General features: G+C 40.6%; 14 protein-coding genes. 8 read left to right on the top strand and 6 right to left on the bottom strand.

Annotated elements, in window-relative coordinates; genetic code table 11:
• Positions 1-221 precede the first annotated feature (221 nt).
• From leuA to mutH, 6 genes are all read left to right on the top strand, one after another.
• A complete protein-coding gene (gene leuA, locus P2E05_RS06245; protein ID WP_163860888.1) occupies positions 222-1,802 on the top strand; it encodes a 2-isopropylmalate synthase in 1,581 nt (526 codons plus the stop codon).
• Between the two features lie 2 nt (positions 1,803-1,804).
• A complete protein-coding gene (gene leuB / locus P2E05_RS06240) occupies positions 1,805-2,896 on the top strand; it encodes a 3-isopropylmalate dehydrogenase (RefSeq protein WP_154622664.1) in 1,092 nt (363 codons plus the stop codon).
• A 1-nt stretch (position 2,897) separates the two neighbouring features.
• Positions 2,898-4,301: a 3-isopropylmalate dehydratase large subunit gene (leuC, locus tag P2E05_RS06235; protein WP_163860886.1), complete on the top strand. Its 1,404-nt coding sequence runs from the start codon at positions 2,898-2,900 to the stop codon at positions 4,299-4,301.
• Between the two features lie 13 nt (positions 4,302-4,314).
• The gene (gene leuD, locus P2E05_RS06230; RefSeq protein ID WP_154622662.1) at positions 4,315-4,917 is read left to right on the top strand and encodes a 3-isopropylmalate dehydratase small subunit; all 603 of its coding nucleotides are present in this window, start codon (positions 4,315-4,317) and stop codon (positions 4,915-4,917) included.
• 318 nt (positions 4,918-5,235) lie between these two features.
• On the top strand, positions 5,236-6,915 hold the full coding sequence (gene sgrR / locus P2E05_RS06225) for an HTH-type transcriptional regulator SgrR (RefSeq protein ID WP_154622661.1): 1,680 nt from the start codon (positions 5,236-5,238) through the stop codon (positions 6,913-6,915).
• 549 nt (positions 6,916-7,464) lie between these two features.
• Positions 7,465-8,148, top strand: a complete 684-nt coding sequence (gene mutH / locus P2E05_RS06220) for a DNA mismatch repair endonuclease MutH (protein WP_154622660.1) — start codon at positions 7,465-7,467, stop codon at positions 8,146-8,148.
• A 173-nt stretch (positions 8,149-8,321) separates the two neighbouring features.
• Here mutH and P2E05_RS06215 read toward each other — a convergent pair whose 3' ends face one another.
• Positions 8,322-8,561 (bottom strand): helix-hairpin-helix domain-containing protein, encoded by a 240-nt coding sequence (locus P2E05_RS06215; RefSeq protein ID WP_154622659.1) that lies wholly within the window; start codon positions 8,559-8,561, stop codon positions 8,322-8,324.
• Positions 8,562-8,745: 184 nt separating this feature from the next.
• Between P2E05_RS06215 and P2E05_RS06210 the strand changes: the two genes are divergently transcribed.
• Positions 8,746-9,615, top strand: a complete 870-nt coding sequence (locus P2E05_RS06210) for an alpha/beta fold hydrolase (RefSeq protein ID WP_272578140.1) — start codon at positions 8,746-8,748, stop codon at positions 9,613-9,615.
• Positions 9,616-9,654: 39 nt separating this feature from the next.
• On the opposite strand, the gene P2E05_RS06205 is transcribed toward P2E05_RS06210, so the two are convergent.
• From P2E05_RS06205 to speA, 4 genes are all read right to left on the bottom strand, one after another.
• On the bottom strand, positions 9,655-10,560 hold the full coding sequence (locus P2E05_RS06205; protein WP_154635630.1) for a sphingomyelin phosphodiesterase: 906 nt from the start codon (positions 10,558-10,560) through the stop codon (positions 9,655-9,657).
• A gap of 371 nt (positions 10,561-10,931) precedes the next feature.
• Complete coding sequence (locus P2E05_RS06200; protein ID WP_154622995.1) at positions 10,932-11,711, bottom strand: acetoin reductase; 780 nt, start codon at positions 11,709-11,711, stop codon at positions 10,932-10,934.
• Positions 11,712-12,171: 460 nt separating this feature from the next.
• Positions 12,172-13,092: an agmatinase gene (speB, locus tag P2E05_RS06195; protein ID WP_154622996.1), complete on the bottom strand. Its 921-nt coding sequence runs from the start codon at positions 13,090-13,092 to the stop codon at positions 12,172-12,174.
• 104 nt (positions 13,093-13,196) lie between these two features.
• Positions 13,197-15,101 carry a biosynthetic arginine decarboxylase gene (speA, locus tag P2E05_RS06190; RefSeq protein WP_163860884.1) on the bottom strand — a complete coding sequence of 635 codons (1,905 nt, stop codon included), beginning with the start codon at positions 15,099-15,101 and terminating at the stop codon, positions 13,197-13,199.
• Positions 15,102-15,744: 643 nt separating this feature from the next.
• On the opposite strand from speA, the gene metK reads away from it, so the two are divergent.
• Positions 15,745-16,899, top strand: coding sequence for a methionine adenosyltransferase (metK, locus tag P2E05_RS06185; protein ID WP_154622998.1), 1,155 nt, complete (start codon positions 15,745-15,747; stop codon positions 16,897-16,899).
• 351 nt (positions 16,900-17,250) lie between these two features.
• On the opposite strand, the gene P2E05_RS06180 is transcribed toward metK, so the two are convergent.
• Positions 17,251-18,165, bottom strand: coding sequence for a LysR family transcriptional regulator (locus P2E05_RS06180; RefSeq protein ID WP_154622999.1), 915 nt, complete (start codon positions 18,163-18,165; stop codon positions 17,251-17,253).
• Between the last annotated feature and the right edge of the window lie 189 nt (positions 18,166-18,354).

Below are 18,354 nucleotides of genomic sequence, written 5' to 3'. Positions count from 1 at the left end.
TACAGATTAGTTAAAAACCTATTTAGAGACTGTGAAAATGACAACTTCTATTCGCCTACTAAGCCTACTACTACTCGCATCCAATGTGCGCGGTATGCTTATGGACGGAAGATAAAAACTCACAGTCCAGAAACATAAAAAACCCGCGCCAGCCGCGGGTTTTTTTATGCCTGCCGGCATCGCAAAGCATAACGATAAAATCTGTATAAGAGGAACACAACATGAGCGATCAAGTCATTATCTTCGACACCACCTTACGTGATGGTGAGCAGGCATTACAGGCAAGTTTATCTGTAAAAGAAAAATTGCAAATCGCATTCGCATTAGAACGCCTCGGTGTTGATATTATTGAAGCTGGTTTTCCTGTTTCCTCCCCAGGTGATTTCGAATCGGTACAAACCATCGCGCGTGAAATTAAAAATAGTCGCATTTGCGCGTTAGCGCGTTGTGTTCAAAATGATATTGATGTTGCGGCAGAATCACTGAAAGTGGCTGAGGCATTTCGAATTCACATCTTTTTAGCGACCTCGAATTTGCATGTTCAAAAGAAATTAAATAAAACATTTGATGGTGTCATGGATATGGCTATCGATTCGATTAAACGCGCGAGACGCTACACCGATGATGTTGAATTTTCATGTGAGGATGCCGGACGTACCGATATTGATAATTTATGCCGTATCGTTGAATCAGCCATCAAAGCTGGCGCCACCACCATCAATATTCCAGATACCGTTGGTTACACAACGCCTTATCAATTCGGTGGCATTATCACCTCTTTATATGAACGCGTCCCAAATATTGATAAAGCGGTCATTTCTGTGCACTGCCATGACGATTTAGGTATGTCTGTTGCCAACTCGATTACGGCTATACAAGCTGGTGCTCGTCAAGTCGAGGGAACAATTAATGGATTAGGTGAACGTGCAGGTAACACCGCCTTAGAAGAAGTCATCATGGCCATCAAATTGCGCGAGCAAATGATGAATGTACATACCAATATCAATCACAAAGAAATCTACCGTACCAGCCAATTGGTCAGCCAATTATGCAATACCCCAATCCCTGCTAATAAAGCCGTGGTCGGTAGTAATGCATTTGCGCATTCATCGGGAATTCACCAAGATGGCGTGCTGAAAAATCGTGAAACCTATGAAATCATGACGCCTGAATCAATTGGCTTGAAAGCAATCCAATTAAACTTAACATCTCGTTCAGGCCGTGCAGCCGTTAAGCATAGAATGGAAGAGATGGGCTACCATGAAGGGAAAGATTTTAATTTAGATGAATTGTACACCGCTTTCCTGAACTTAGCCGATAAGAAAGGACAAGTGTTCGATTATGATTTAGAAGCGTTGGCATTCTTTGCTAACCAACAAGATGAAACGGATCACTTTGTCATGGATTATTTCAGTACCCAATCAGGCTCAAGTGTTGTTGCTACTGCCACCGTGAAAATGCGCTGTGGGGAAAGTGAAAAATCGGAAGCCGCAACAGGAAATGGCCCTGTTGATGCGATTTATCAAGCCATCAATAAAATTACCAATTATCCAATTAACTTAGTCTCTTATAAGTTGTCTGCAAAAGGACAAGGGGAAAATGCATTGGGTCAAGTCGATATCGTTGTCGAATGCTTTAATCGTCGTTTTCACGGCATGGGCTTAGCAACCGATATTGTCGAATCGTCCGCCAAAGCGATGGTGCATGTGTTAAACAGCATTTGGCGCTCTGAACAAGTTGAAAAAGAAAAACAAAAAATATCTCAAAAAGAATCACAATCAAATACAAAGGAAGCTGTATAACAATGTCTAAGAGCTATCATATTGCCGTATTACCTGGAGATGGTATTGGACCAGAAGTCATGGCTCAAGCCAATAAAGTGTTGGATGCAATCCGCCAGCGTTTTGCATTATCTATCACAACCAAAGAGTATGACGTTGGCGGTATCGCAATTGACCGCCACGGCAAACCGCTACCTGAAGAAACTGTCGTAGGTTGTGAAAATGCAGACGCCGTTTTGTTTGGTTCCGTTGGTGGCCCTAAATGGGAAAACTTGCCGCCAGATAGCCAACCCGAACGAGGAGCACTGCTGCCATTACGCAAACACTTTAAATTATTCAGTAACTTGCGCCCTGCCCGCTTGTATCAAGCGTTAGAGGCATTTTGTCCTCTGCGTGCCGATATCGCAGCCCAAGGTTTTGATATTCTCTGTGTACGTGAATTAACAGGCGGTATCTATTTTGGTCAGCCAAAAGGCCGTAAAGGTGAAGGGCAAGATGAATACGCTTTCGATACCGAAGTTTATCACCGTTATGAAATAGAACGTATCGCACGCATTGCTTTTGAGTCAGCACGGAAACGTCATCATAAAGTGACCTCAATTGATAAAGCTAACGTATTACAAAGTTCTGTTTTATGGCGAGAAGTTGTTAATCAAATCGCTAAAGAATACCCCGATGTCGCTGTTAGCCATATGTATATCGATAATGCAACAATGCAAATGATTAAAGCACCATCTCAATTTGATGTTGTTTTGTGTTCAAACTTGTTTGGTGACATTATTTCTGATGAGTGTGCCATGATCACTGGTTCAATGGGGATGTTACCATCGGCAAGCCTAAATGAAGATGGCTTTGGACTCTATGAGCCAGCAGGAGGTTCCGCGCCAGATATCGCAGGTAAAAATATCGCGAACCCAATCGCTCAAATTTTATCGGCAGCCATGCTGTTAAGATTCAGTTTAAATCAGAATGACGCCGCTGATGCCATAGAAAGAGCTGTGAATAAAGCGTTAGAAGAAGGCCATCGTACCGCAGATTTAGCCGGTGGTGGCAAGTCCGTCAGTACTAGTGAAATGGGTGACATTATCGCCCGTTATATCACCGAAGGGGTGTAACATGGCCAAAACTTTATATCAGAAATTATATGATGCGCACGTTGTACGTGAAGTCGATAATGAGATACCCCTGATCTACATTGATCGTCATTTGGTTCATGAAGTGACATCACCTCAAGCCTTTGATGGCTTGAGAACCAAAAATCGTCCATTGCATCAACCAAGCAAAACCTTTGCAACCATGGATCATAACGTATCAACACAAACAAAAGATATTAACGCTTGTGGTGATATGGCACGTATCCAAATGCAAGAGTTGATGAAAAACTGCAAAGAGTTCGGTGTGACCTTATATGACCTTAACCATCCTTATCAAGGTATTGTTCACGTGATGGGGCCAGAACAAGGCATTACTTTACCGGGTATGACCATCGTGTGTGGGGACTCGCATACTGCAACTCATGGTGCATTTGGTGCATTGGCTTTCGGTATCGGTACTTCTGAAGTTGAGCATGTCATGGCGACCCAAACCTTGAAGCAAGCTCGCGCCAAAACCATGAAAATTGAAGTTATCGGTAAAGCACCGGTCGGCATTACAGCAAAAGACATCGTCTTAGCCATAATTGGTAAAACAGGCAGTGCTGGCGGTACAGGCTATATTGTCGAGTTTTGTGGTGAAGCAATTGAAAACCTCAGTATGGAAGGTCGTATGACCGTTTGTAATATGGCCATTGAGTTGGGGGCGAAGGCAGGTATTATCGCTCCAGATGAAACAACGTTTAGCTATATGGAAGGTCGTCAATTTGCCCCTAAAGGAAAAGAGTGGGATGAGGCTGTTGCGTACTGGAAAACCTTAAAAACCGATGAAGATGCGCAATTCGATAAAATCGTCACATTGCAAGCCAGTGAAATCGCGCCACAAGTCACTTGGGGAACGAATCCGGGTCAAGTTATTGCCATTAATGAACCAATACCTTCCCCAGAATCTTTCAGTGATCCTGTGGAACGGGCATCTGCTGAGAAAGCTTTAGCTTATATGGGGTTAAAGTCTGGTATCAAGCTGTCTGACGTAAAAATTGATAAAGTGTTTATTGGTTCTTGTACTAATTCACGTATCGAAGATTTACGTGCTGCGGCAGCTATTGCTAAAGGTAAAAAAGTGGCTTCTGGTGTTCAAGCGATCGTTGTTCCCGGTTCAGGCCCAGTTAAAGCTCAAGCGGAGCAAGAAGGGTTAGATAAAATCTTTATCGAAGCGGGTTTTGAATGGCGTTTACCTGGTTGCTCCATGTGCCTTGCAATGAATAATGACCGTTTGAACCCTGGTGAACGATGTGCATCAACCAGTAACCGAAATTTTGAAGGTCGCCAAGGTCGAGCAGGACGTACTCACTTAGTTAGCCCTGCAATGGCTGCGGCAGCGGCGATTAATGGTCATTTTGCGGATGTCCGCGATATTCACGCCTAAAGGAGCATTTATCATGGAAAAATTTATTACCCATACAGGCATTGTGGCCCCTTTAGATGCGGCGAATGTGGATACAGATGCGATTATTCCAAAACAATTTTTGCAAAAAGTCACCCGTACAGGATTTGGACAACACCTGTTTAATGATTGGCGTTTTCTTGATGACGCCGGACAGCAACCAAACCCAGATTTTGTATTAAACAAGCCAGTGTTTAAAGGTGCGAGTATTCTACTCGCCCGCGAAAACTTTGGCTGTGGCTCCTCTAGAGAGCACGCGCCATGGGCCTTAACTGACTTTGGTATCCAGGTGGTTATTGCACCTAGTTTTGCTGATATTTTTTACGGTAACTCTTTCAATAACCAATTGTTACCAATAAAACTGAGCGATGCAGAAGTTGACGAAATGTTTAACTATGTGCAAAACAATGAAGGTTGCCAATTCACAGTTGACTTAGAGCAGCAAACGGTTCAAGCAGGCGATAAAACTTATCATTTTGAGATTGATAGTTTCCGTCGTCACTGCATGATGAATGGCCTTGATAGCATTGGTTTGACCTTGCAGCATGCTGATCAAATTAAGCAATATGAGCAGAAAATTCCTTCATTTATGCGCTAAGCATTAACAACCACTTTCTAAACGCCCACCTTCTGTGGGCGTTTTATCTTATAAATAGTGAATAAGCCTACCCCTACATCATGATTTACTCTAAAATCATCCTCATTATTATGTAGACTAAATCCAATAACAGTATTCAAAATAAAGGCAACAAAAAAAGCCGATAATGCTGCTATCGGCTGGTAAATTACCATTACTCAATAATTCTGGGAGTCAGCCTGCCAGTTAACAGGCCTAACGAGCTACTTACTGGTGTCTATTATCAAATGGATATTAGGAAATAAAAATTGATGTAATCATTGCCGGAGTTCCTCTTTTATGTCCAGTTCTCGCTTACAAACACAATTCGTCCGTCTTTGGCAACACTTTCAGGGTCAAGATAGTGAAACCACATTGCAACATATTGCCGATACACTGTTTTGCTCTCGACGCCACGTCCGCACTTTATTAAATAGTATGCAATCTCATGGGTGGCTCAGTTGGCAAGCCGAAGCAGGCAGAGGGAAACGTTCAACCTTACTCTTTCATGTTAATGGATTAGAGTTACAGCAAGCCCAAGCGGAGCGTTTGCTAAAAGAAGAAAGCATTGAAAAACTTGTTGCTTTAGTGGGAGATAAAGAAACAATCCGCCAAATGGTTCTCTCTGAATTAGAACGCAGTTATCGGCAAGGTAAGAATCTTTTACGCATCATCTACTACCGTGATTTCCCTAATTTGCTACCAGGAACCCCCATGAGGCGTTCTGAAATTCACTTAATGAGTCAGATATTTAATGGATTAACGCATATAAATGAGGAAAAAGGGGAAGTCGAAAATGGTATCGCTCATTATTGGCAAATGATAAATGACACTGAATGGCGTTTTTACTTAAGACCCAGTATTTACTTTCACCACGGTAGAGAGATGCTAGTCGATGATATTATTAGTTCATTGATGCGTTTACAGCAGTGCTGGCCATTATTTTCACATATTAAATCTGTCACCTCCCCTCTTCCCAATGTCATTGATATTCAATTAAGTGAAGTCGACAAGCAGCTACCTTTACTATTAGGGAGTCCTCATGCTGCCATTCTCCCCAAAGAGTGGGAGTCTTTTGACAATTTTGAGCAAATACCTATTGGTACAGGCCCTTTTTTGGTTGAAAAAAACTTACCGCAAAAACTGACAATCACTGCATTTGACCGCTATTTTGGCTACCGTGCACTACTTGATGAGGTCACTATTTGGGTCGTGCCTGAATTATCTGAGCAAATGGTGTGTACCACATTAAAGATGGACAGTGACAGCAAACCAAATGATTCGTTAGAAAGTCGTATGGAAGAAGGATGCTACTTTTTATTGATGGATCAACGCTCTGCCCTAGCGCAGCGTTGTGATATACGTCAATGGCTATGCAGTTTTTTAACACCAATCAATCTGCTCGCGCATTGTGAATCATTTTATCAGCGGCACTGGGCTCCCGCTTATGGGCTATTACTGCATTGGCATCATAGTCGCATGTTAACGCTATTACCTAAGCCAGCTGATTTAACCGAATTGACGGTCACTTTCTATCATCAACACCACGAGTTTTATGCTATCAGCCAAATAATGAAGCGTGTATTGAAAACGCAAGGTATCGAATTAAAAATAAACATTGTTAATTACCCTGAATGGTTCAATGGCACAGCAGAAAGTGATATTTGGCTTGCGACAGCCAACTTCTTTAAACCTCTCGAATTTTCAATTTTTGCCACTTTATATGAAATGCCATTATTTCGTGAATGTTTAGGCTCCCCCCTCAAAGAGGAGCTGTCAAATTGGCGACAACAATCACTTAATGTCGAAGCATGGTGTGAAAGCTTAGTTGATTCACAGATTTTTCATCCAATCTTCCATCATTGGTTAGAGCTTCAAGGACAAAAAACCATGCGTGGAGCAAGGATGAATACGTTCGGTTGGTTTGATTTTAAATCGGCATGGTTTCAACCTTCTGAGGATAATGCACAGAAATCATAAAAGTTATGAACACCATAGGTGAATAATAAGGATGTTATTCACTTTTTCTGTGGATATCCATGTGAACAACCCGATAGTAATCAGGGTATATCCGACAGGTCACTTCTTTAAGAAAATCCTCACGCATTACTAACTCATTTTAAAACAATAAGATACTTACATTCCATCCTGTTATCTCCTGTTTATGTTTTCGACTTTATTCATTAGGAGTTCAAATGAACAAAGATCAATCAATGTATGATTTATCCACAAGTAATGCGCTTAACTTAGGCAAGTTGTGTGATTAAGTTCAAAAAAACAGGTAAGTCAAGCCTGTAAATGCACACAGTAATTAAAGTTTTTCACAGTTATCCAATAAATCTGTGGATAACCTAGTGAATGATCCTGTGATTATTATGGGATGAACGTGAATAACCTATTTTTCGTTAAAGATAATGTGGTTAAGTCTTCTATTATTATCTTATATATCAATGCATTAATTATCTGGTGTAAAAAGTGATATACTTTCTCTACCCTGTGAACTTTTTTTGATTATTATTTAATCGCATTATGCCATTTTTACCGCCACCACCACCTGAAAATGAGTCTGTTTTAATGGCGAGAGCGCAAGCCCTTGCTGGTTATACGCTGGGCCAATTGGCTGAATATGCAGGATTACCAATCCCCCCTGATTTAAAGCGCGACAAAGGCTGGGTCGGCATGTTGCTAGAGTATTTTCTAGGGGCTAGCGCAGGAAGTAAGCCTGAACAAGATTTTGCTGAAATTGGCGTCGAATTAAAAACGATTCCTATCGATCGTCATGGTGTGCCACTGGAAACAACATTTGTTTCCGTTGCGCCTTTAACGGGCAATAGTGGGTTGACTTGGGAAAACAGCCATGTTTGTCGAAAACTGTCTCGGGTACTGTGGTTTCCTATTGAAGGAGAACGCCAAATTCCTCTTGCACAGCGTCGTGTGGCGACGCCTTTACTATGGAGTCCCTCACCACTGGAAGAGCAATTGCTACGTCAAGATTGGGAAGAATTGATGGATCTGATTGTTCTTGGGAAGGTTGAAACCATCACTGCACGGCATGGACAAGTGCTACAAATACGCCCTAAAGCCGCTAACAGTAAAGCATTAACAGAAGGAATTGGTGAGTTTGGGCAAACTATCATGACATTACCGAGAGGCTTTTATCTTAAGAAAGATTTTACAGCCCCTCTTCTCGCTAGGCATTTTCAACTCGGTTAAAAAGAAAATGTATATATGATGACACCGCTATCCGCGCTTACTCAAGATACGCCGGTAACAGCTCAAGCCAAGATAACTAAAGTCTCTATTTGTTATCAACACATTTTATCGTTCGCGAATACGGCTGGGATCACATTCGCTTATTCATCAATCAGGAGCCTTAAAACCACTCGCTATTTAGTGGCCATCTTAGCGGCGTTAATGGCTCCTTCCACTGCTTTCTTAGCCTGTGGGCTGTTTTTCCAACAGCTAGACCCTGTGAGTTCAGCGCCTAACCGCAAAATTTCCTCATAGGATGCTTCACTTAGCTGAGATAACGTCGAGAATCCCATTTGTTCTAATCGACTCATCACCGTCGGCCCTACCCCTTTTACCGCTAGTAAACACTGTTTGTCCGCTTCTGAAAACCCCATATTCGTTCCTAATTAAATGAGTAGCTTATCTTTTTTTTAATGAATAGCTTTGCAATATACCTCATTATTATTTTACTATTCTTTTATGGCTATTATTATTTCAATAAAATCTCCTATATCCTTTGTGTCACTCATCACATTTATGGTAGTACACCCTCGATTTAGCATAAGTTAGGAATTAGCAATGTATACTCGTCAGCTCACCACGACACGCCATAATTCACTCCAACTGCCTGATGGCCGTCATTTGAGTTGGTATGAGTCTGGGCCGAAAACCGGTTTTCCAGTTATTTTTTGTACTGGTGCAGGTATGAGTGGGACACTCGGTTTTGGCATTGAATTCCTCAACCGTTTTGGGCTGCGATTGATTGTGCCTGAGCGAGCGGGTTTAGGGGAGTCTTCCCAAGATCCACAAAAATCACTTTCTCGTTTTGCCGCAGATGTCGCTGTGTTGTTGCATTCTCAGCAAATCAAACATTACTCAGTGATTGGTTTTTCTCAAGGCGCTGTATTTGCCATGGCACTGGCTTTTTATGGCACTCCGAATGCATTATCCATCGTCTCAGGCCAAGACCAATTTGAACATCCAGCAACGAGAGAACGACTACGCTCTGATGTGATTAATATGCAAGAGCAAGCCATAAATAGCCCTGAAGCGCTCGCTGACTGGTTGAAAAAAAATGTCAGCGCACCATGGCTATTGGCATTTATTCTCAATTGTAGTGCTGAAATCGACCAACAGCTTTATCATGAAGCCACCTTTTTAGAAGCTTACACCGAATGTATGAACCGTGCTTTTGTACAAGGTAATTTAGGCTATGTTCAAGATTTGCTGATTACGCTACAAGCATGGCCTTTCCAACCTGAACAGATCCAATGCCCTGTATCATTATGGTATGGCCAAAAAGATGAAAGTTCTGTGCACTCACCCGATTTTGGCCATATCCTTGCCACTCGCTTTCCTCATTGCCAACATTTCCTGTTTAAAAATGAAGGGGGTTCTCTATTATGGACCCAATCAGAAGCGATCTTAAAAAATTTAAAAGCTGAATAAGTAAATATAAATTAATAACTGGCTGAATGTTGAATATTATCATAATTCAATTTCAGCCACGACTGGATAATGGTCTGAATAATCATAATAAGCATTATTATTATAATAATAAGCTGTTTTCATTTTCACCTGTCTGGTTTGTTCTTTGATCGAAGCAACATTTTTTGCAAAAATATAATCTAAATGCCAACTCTCTTTTTCATCTGGATGCGCAGCTTTAATGATATCATTGCTTGTGACATCCCACGAAGGAGTCGATGAAACATATTCAGGTTCTCCCCAGCCAATAATATCCAAAGCTTGTATATATTCCCTTTGCGTATAATTGATATTAAGGTCACCCCCTAAGACGACGGCTAAATTCTCTTCTGAAGCGATGCTATTAGCCCAGTTGATTAACTGATTAAGCTGAGTTTTACGATGATCTGAAGGGGTTGTCATTATACAATAATGATCATCCGACTGCATATGTGTACCAATAACATTGACCTTACTGCCCTTAAAGTCAATAACGGCCCTCACTCCTCCTTTAGCACTAAAACGGTCAGCACCACAGCCCGAATCATCAAAAAGATGATATTCACGATAAATAATGGGATAACGAGAAGCAATAGCGATACCTGAGTTAACTTGCTGAATAATATCCCATGTTCCTTTTTTATTATTCCAACAATTATTCGAGTCACAATAAGCTAGGATAGATTCATTATATTGAGCCGCAACCGGTGTGTGATAAATAAACCCCAACTCTCTCATTCCTGAAAATAATTTCTTTTCAGAATCTTGGCTAAAAACCTCTTGAAAAATAACAATGTCAACATCAGAAAAAATATTATCTCTAATCATCGCATTAATTCTTGTATTTCTTGTTGATGCACCAATACTAAAAAGAGGAACATGCAATAAATAAGTATTAAATGTCATCACTTTAATTTTATTTGGCATAGTTTTTCCTATCATGTCATTGATTAATAATATATAAATTACATTATCATTTTAAAATAAAGGCTATTTCAGTAAACACATTGTGTTTGACAATGACGACAAGAGCTATGCTAAACCATATCAACAATAGCGAATAGATTATTTCTTATTGTATAACCAAAAGAATTTTATCAGTAATCAGAGCTAATTAAATAATTAGAATAATATTTAAGATATATAAAAGAGATGATAGCGAGAGGATAATATTGATGACAAGCGTTCATTACCCATATTTTCTTGTTATACAATATAGCCATTGCGCCCTCCGCTATATTTATAGCTTCAGGCGCAATTTAGGCATGAGTTTATGTAAAAACTAATCGCACCACGGATTAGCGATAAACAATACCGCCATCAGTTAGGATTGATTGTCCAGTAATGTAGTCTGAGTCATCACTTGCTAAAAATGCGACCAAGCCCGCCACATCTTCTGGAGTTTGTGCTCGACCTAATGCAATACCTTCAACATATTTTTTATAGGTTTCACCTTTTGGTGCACCTGTAATTTCAGCAAAACGCTCATCAATTTCCACCCACATATCGGTACCCACAATACCTGGGCAATATGAGTTAACAGTAATGCCTGAGCTTGCATACTCTTTCGCTGCCGCTTGAGTTAATGCGCGCACTGCAAATTTAGTTGCAGAGTAAACACCTAGCATTGCAAAACCATCATGCCCTGCAATAGAAGAGGCATTAATAATTTTCCCCTTCTGTTTACGTTGTTGGAATTTCTCACTGGCTGCTTGGATCCCCCACATAACACCATCAACGTTAATTTTGAAAATTAAGTCCATGTCTTCTTGGCGTACATCGGCGAGAGGTTTAACTTGCGCAATCCCCGCATTATTAATCATGACATCGAAACCACCTAATTCAGCTTCAGCATGCGCCACTGCTGCAAACACTTCCTCACGTTTACTGACATCTGCTGCAAATGTTGTCGCTTTACGGCCTAATGCTTCAATTTCCTTCGCCACATCCGCTAGCTTATCTTTTTTAAGATCCACAAGTGCGATGTCGGCTCCCTCTTTCGCTAAACGTAATGCGATACCACGACCAATACCTTGTGCTGCGCCAGTAACCAAAATGACTTTATTATTCAGTGCCATGAGCTATCTCCCATTAGGATAGTTAAAATAAATGACTCTAACTAAACAATACGTTAGCAAGATTGCGAATAAGTTACAAAGTTATGATCTTAAACTGTTTTAGGTGAATATTGTAACAGATACAACTCTATTTGATTGATTATCACTCGCATTTGCAATAGAAATGACTACAAAAAACCAAATAATAATTAAATTGAGGTAGAAATACCCATTAAGAGGTATAGCAAAAAATGCTATTTATAAAAATATGTTCAAATAACAAACTATTTTTTAAGAAAAAAATAGGCTGACAAACCTATTATGTTTGGCGGCAAGTCGGATAGGTTTTGAAAATAAACGAGGATAATCAATTTATTGATTTTCGACTGACAACACAAAGTGGGAAAAACCACGCTTTATCCCACTTTGTCAACAACCTTAGGCTGCCCATATGGCAGCCTAATAATAAAGCAATGACGGCTTATTTTTTGGATGCTTGCAAGTACAGCATATCCAATGCAATAGAAGCCGCGGCTAATGCTGTGATTTCTGATTGGTCATAAGCAGGAGCCACTTCGACCAGATCCATACCAACAATATTTAAGGGTTGTAAACCACGCAGTAGTTTCAACGCGCGGTCAGATGTTAATCCCCCAACAACCGGTGTCCCTGTTCCCGGTGCAAATGCAGGATCAAGACAATCAATATCGAACGTCAAATAAACAGGCATATCACCAACAATTGATTTGATTTGTTCAATCATCTCATCAACACCACGGTCATTAACCTGAGCCGCATCAAGTACCGTAAACCCATTGTCGCTGTCATGTTCCGTACGAATACCAATTTGCACTGAACGAGTCGGGTCGATCAACCCCTCTTTCGGAGCATGATAGAACATCGTTCCATGGTCATACTGACTCCCATTACCATAAGTATCAGTATGTGCATCAAAGTGAACTAAGGCCATTTTGCCAAAGTGCTTTGCATGAGCACGCAGCAGAGGAAGCGTCACAAAGTGATCGCCACCAAACGTTAAACAACGCTTTCCAGCCGCGAGGAGTTTTTCAGTATGCGCTTGTAATTTATCGCACATATCCTGTGCATCACCAAAAGCAAATACAACGTCACCACAATCAACAACGTTTAAACGCTCGGTTAGCTTAAAGTTCCATGGCCAGCGATGGCTTTCCCACGCTAGGTTTGTTGATACTTGGCGAATCGCTGCTGGCCCATGACGGCTTCCCGCACGGCCTGAAGTTGCCATATCAAAAGGAACACCGGTGATCACCCATTCAGCATCAGAGCTATATGGTTGAAAATTCAGTGGAAATCGTAAAAAGCCAAATGCGTTAGAAACCAGAGAGTTATCAATCTGGTTACCTAATGTGCTATTAATCATCACTCTTCCTCTATCAGCATTTGTAATCTGCAAATACTTTTATTATTTAGGCTCACGGGTAGCTTTACGCCACCCGTGATTAGCCACCGTTCATTTAACGCTAATTATTCGTCTTCTAAGTAAGTATAGCCATAGAGACCATTCTCAAACTCATCCACAAAATCTTTTTGTAGTTGTTCGCTTAGCCCAGTACCTTTAACTTGCTCGATAAAGCTTTCCAATAAGACTTCTGGTACTAGCTTGACGTATTGCAGCATATCCGCAACGGAATCCCCCTCTTCACTTTGCAGATAACGCACATTACCTTGGCTATCAACCCAAACGTCAATTGCCGCCGTATCCCCAAATAAGTTGTGCATATTTCCCAAAATTTCCTGATACGCGCCTATCATAAAGAAGCCAATCATTGGTGGATTTTCTGGATCATATGCAGGCATTGGCATAGTTGTTTCAACGCCATCTCCGTCAACATAGTGATCAATAATACCATCTGAATCACAAGTGATATCCAATAACACTGCTCGACGGTCAAGTGGCTTATCTAAACCTTCAATGGGTAAAACGGGGAAAACTTGGTCAATCCCCCATGCATCAGGTAATGATTGGAATAGCGAAAAATTCACATAGAACTTATCGGCCATACGCTCCTGTAGTTCATCAATAATAGGGCGATGAGCGCGATTACTCGGATCCAGATCTTGCTGAATGCGACGACAAATATTTAAATAAAGTTCTTCAGCCCAAGCACGTTGAGTTAAATCCAAAACGCCATGCGCATATTGTGTATGTGCTTCTTGCAAATCGAATTGACTATCATGAAGCCATTCGCGCAATGAACGACTGTTTCCTTGATGCTGCATCGATTCCCACGTTTCCCACAACGAAATCAATGAGCGTGGCGCATCTTCATCTGGGGGAGATGTTTTCGTAAACTCGTTACGTTCAACCCCAATCACATTAGAAACCAAGACAGTATGATGAGCAGTCAGTGCGCGTCCTGATTCTGTGATCACCGTTGGATGAGGTAGGTCATATTCTTCACATGCATCACCAATTGCCCAAATCACATTATTGGCATATTCATTTAGACCATAATTCACTGAGCAATCTGACTGTGAGCGAGTGCCCTCATAGTCTACCCCTAATCCACCACCAACATCGAAACATTGAATTTTGACCCCTAAGCGGTGTAATTCAACATAAAAACGTGCTGACTCACGGACCCCTGTCGCAATATCACGAATATTGGCCATTTGCGAACCAAGATGGAAATGCAGCAGTTGTAAGCTTTCTAGGCGGTCGGCATTACGCAGAATTTCAACAAGCTGCAACACTTGTGTCGCTGCCAAGCCAAATTTAGATTTTTCCCCCCCACTGGCTTGCCATTTACCTGACCCTTGTGACGCTAAACGAGCACGTACCCCTAATCGAGGAGTCACATTCAAGCTTTCCGCTTCTTTCAGCACCATCTCAATTTCAGACATTTTCTCGATAACAAGATACACCTTGTGACCGAGTTTTTCCCCGATAAGCGCTAAACGAATATATTCACGGTCTTTGTAACCGTTACACACAATCACAGTACGGGTACGGCCGGCATTCGCTAATACCGCCATTAATTCGGCTTTCGAACCTGCTTCCAGTCCAAGAGGCTCTCCAGAATTCACTAATGACTCGATAACGCGACGCTGTTGGTTAACCTTAATCGGATATACCAAAAAGTAATCGCCTGTATAACCATAAGATTCACGAGCACGTTTAAACGCCGCATTAATTGAACGTAAACGGTGCTGTAGAATTTGAGGAAAGCAGAACAATGCGGGTAAACGCAAATGCTCTTGTTCCTCTTGAACTTGATAAACAAGTTCAGCTAAATCAATAGACGTGTCTGGGTTATCAGGATTAGGGCAAACACAGACATTTCCGCGCTCATTCACCTGATAGTAACCACCGCCCCAATACGCGATGTTGTACGTCTGGCGCATTTTGCGAGCGATATTATCATTCATAACAAACTCCTTTATGGAGGGGTGAGTGACGCTTTCTCCGGCCAGAAAGTCGCCCGTCATTAGACGTGGCACTGCTGGGCAGTTATGTCGGGGAAACAGCTATTACTCGGATTAATTAAAGTGCTTAGAACATCTAAACGGTGACAAATACGACCATTTGGCAGACAGTTACCGACTGGTAGCCAAAGGTGTACTAAGAAGATGATGGTAACTTCGAGAAGAAGTAAACAAAGGCAGGAAAGTAAACGCCAAAGACACGCGGCGATCCGCGTTCAGCTGTTGATTACTGTTATTCAGTAGATTATGGATCATTACCCATTAACCCCCAATATAACTGTTTAATCTTTATCAATAACGAAAAAGATAAACACTCCTGATCGATAGCAGGCACATTGTCTGCCTACTGGTGTATAACGGAAAATTTTTAACTAACCGTCACGGTCGCTGTTTATACATTGATTAGGCAGAAATTGCAAAACGTTATTGCCCTAATAGAAATAAAATTTGTCAGTAACGTCTTTTCACTCACTGTTTTTCTATCAAGAACAAAAACAGGTGGCACTTTTTTTGTTAAAATATTAAAATAGACGTCTAGATGTTAAAACATCCAATTACAATCAGCGAATTCTAAGGTATTAATCTCATGGCTACACATCTCTTTACTTCTGAATCTGTATCGGAAGGGCATCCTGATAAAATTGCCGATCAAATCTCTGATGCGGTTCTTGATGCGATTCTTGAGCAAGATCCAAAAGCTCGCGTTGCTTGCGAGACCTACGTCAAGACAGGTATGGTGATGGTTGGGGGAGAAATCACCACCAGCGCTTGGGTTGATATTGAAGAGATCACACGTAAAACCGTTCGCGAAATTGGTTATACCAGCTCAGACATGGGTTTTGATGCGAACTCGTGTGCGGTTTTAAGTGCGATTGGTAAACAATCACCAGATATCAACCAAGGTGTTGACCGTGCAGACCCATTAGAACAAGGTGCTGGTGACCAAGGTATTATGTTTGGTTATGCAACAAATGAAACTGACGTTCTTATGCCTGCACCAGTGACTTATGCTCACCGTTTGGTACAGCGCCAAGCTGAAGTCCGCAAAAATGGCACATTACCATGGTTGCGCCCAGATGCGAAAAGCCAAGTAACATTCCAATATGACGACAACAAAATTGTTGGTATTGATGCTGTTGTATTATCAACTCAGCATTCTGAAGACATCAAACAGCAAGATTTACATGAAGCGGTGATGGAAGAAATTATCAAACCCGTTCTTCCAACTGAATGGTTAGCTCCAACAACAAAATACTTTATCAACCCAACAGGTCGTTTTGTTATTGGTGGACCAATGGGTGACTGCGGTTTAACTGGCCGAAAAATTATCGTTGATACATACGGCGGTATGGCTCGTCATGGTGGTGGAGCATTCTCTGGTAAAGATCCCTCTAAAGTCGACCGTTCTGCTGCTTATGCGGCCCGCTATGTTGCAAAAAACATTGTTGCAGCTGGTTTAGCGGATCGTTGTGAAATCCAAGTATCCTATGCAATTGGTGTGGCTGAGCCAACCTCTATCATGGTTGAAACATTTGGCACAGGTAAAGTTCCAGAGGCACAACTGGTTCTGTTAGTACGTGAATTTTTCGATTTACGTCCATACGGACTCATTCAAATGCTGGACTTGCTACACCCTATTTATCAGCAAACTGCATCATATGGTCACTTTGGTCGTTCTCAATTCCCTTGGGAAAAAACTGACAAAGCGGCTATTTTACGTGAAGCTGCCGGTTTGAAATAAAACAAAAGGCTCTGATAATAAAAATAGGCCCCACAATGCTGGGGTTTATTTTTTAACACTCAATATGTTCGATTATTTTTCTACTCATTGAAATATAGATTTAATATTTACACACGCTGAATAGCCCTAAAAATATCCGCTCTCCTTCAATCTAGTCACTGTCACTCCGTATTAATCATAGAATATCAGCTCAATTCAATAAATGAATTAAACTAATTTAGTAGAAAACTCAATAGTTCAATATCTAAATAATAAAATAAGCCAACCCTAGAGATAGGTTGTATCATAATAACTAGGGTAGCTCAGCATAACTCAGCCTCACAAACCGAAAAATATTTAATATATTTTCTATTATGATTTAGACAAATTTTCGACAAAACTTGATGTATCTATTTTTTTGATTAATCGCTCTTTCCACCAAGAGAAATTGCCCCCCTTACTTGAGGGATGCCAAGCTAACCAAATAAATTGATCATCTTTAGGTATTTCTACAGGCACAATAACGAGTTCTTGATTTTTTAACTCGTTCTTTATATGTAAGGGACAAATGAAACCATAACCAATCCCGCGTTTCAGTAATATTAATTTACTTTCTAAATCACAAACCAGTATTTGTCGCTCCAATGTCATTTCTTTTTCTTTATTAATTGATAACTCATGGCTACTATCCGCAATTTCCACATAAATATCATTGAGTAATTGTTTTCTAGTAATTATTTTCCTTTGTGATGCAAAAGGATGTGAAGGAGAGACACAAAGTGAAAAACTAATTTTGCCAAGGAGTTGAGTACTGGCTTTTATATTTTCAGGGATATAGCCTAGAGCAATGATAAAATCGGCTCTATTCTCTTTTAATGCATCCCATGCCCCCGTCATTGCCTCCCTTTGAATAGAAATATGAACATCTCCGTTCGTATTAATATAATCTCGAATATCTTGCACAAAGATATCGAGTGGTAAAAATTTTTCCACCACAATACGGATTTGATTATCAAGCGTGGGGATGTTCCTTACTCTATTTTCAAGATCTTGCATTGCATTTAAGATCCATGCGCCTTCTTGCAATAAAAACTCCCCTTCTTTAGTCAAACGCACTATAGGCCCATTACGGTGAAAAAGCTTCACATTCAAACGGCTTTCTATATTCAATACTTGATATGAAATTGCTGAAGGTGTTTTATGTAATACATCTGCGGCCGTTGAAAAGGATCCTGTTTTTTTGATAGTACTTATTATATTAATTGCATCCACGGATAATCTACTCATATAAGCTCCTATTAATTTAAAATAGCTAATACAATGATTTCAGCGCATGAATATTAAATTAATTCAGATATAGAACTATCATAATGTCGATAATAAACAATCAAGAAATATCCTAATCTATTTATTTAATAACAACCAACCTTTTTACTTGATATATAATTAATAAATAAAAACACAACAAAAAATATT

Origin of the sequence: Providencia stuartii (assembly GCF_029277985.1) — a bacterium.
GTDB lineage: Bacteria > Pseudomonadota > Gammaproteobacteria > Enterobacterales > Enterobacteriaceae > Providencia > Providencia zhejiangensis.
Note: the sequence above shows the minus strand (reverse complement) of the source record. Positions and strands in the feature narration are given on the sequence as shown.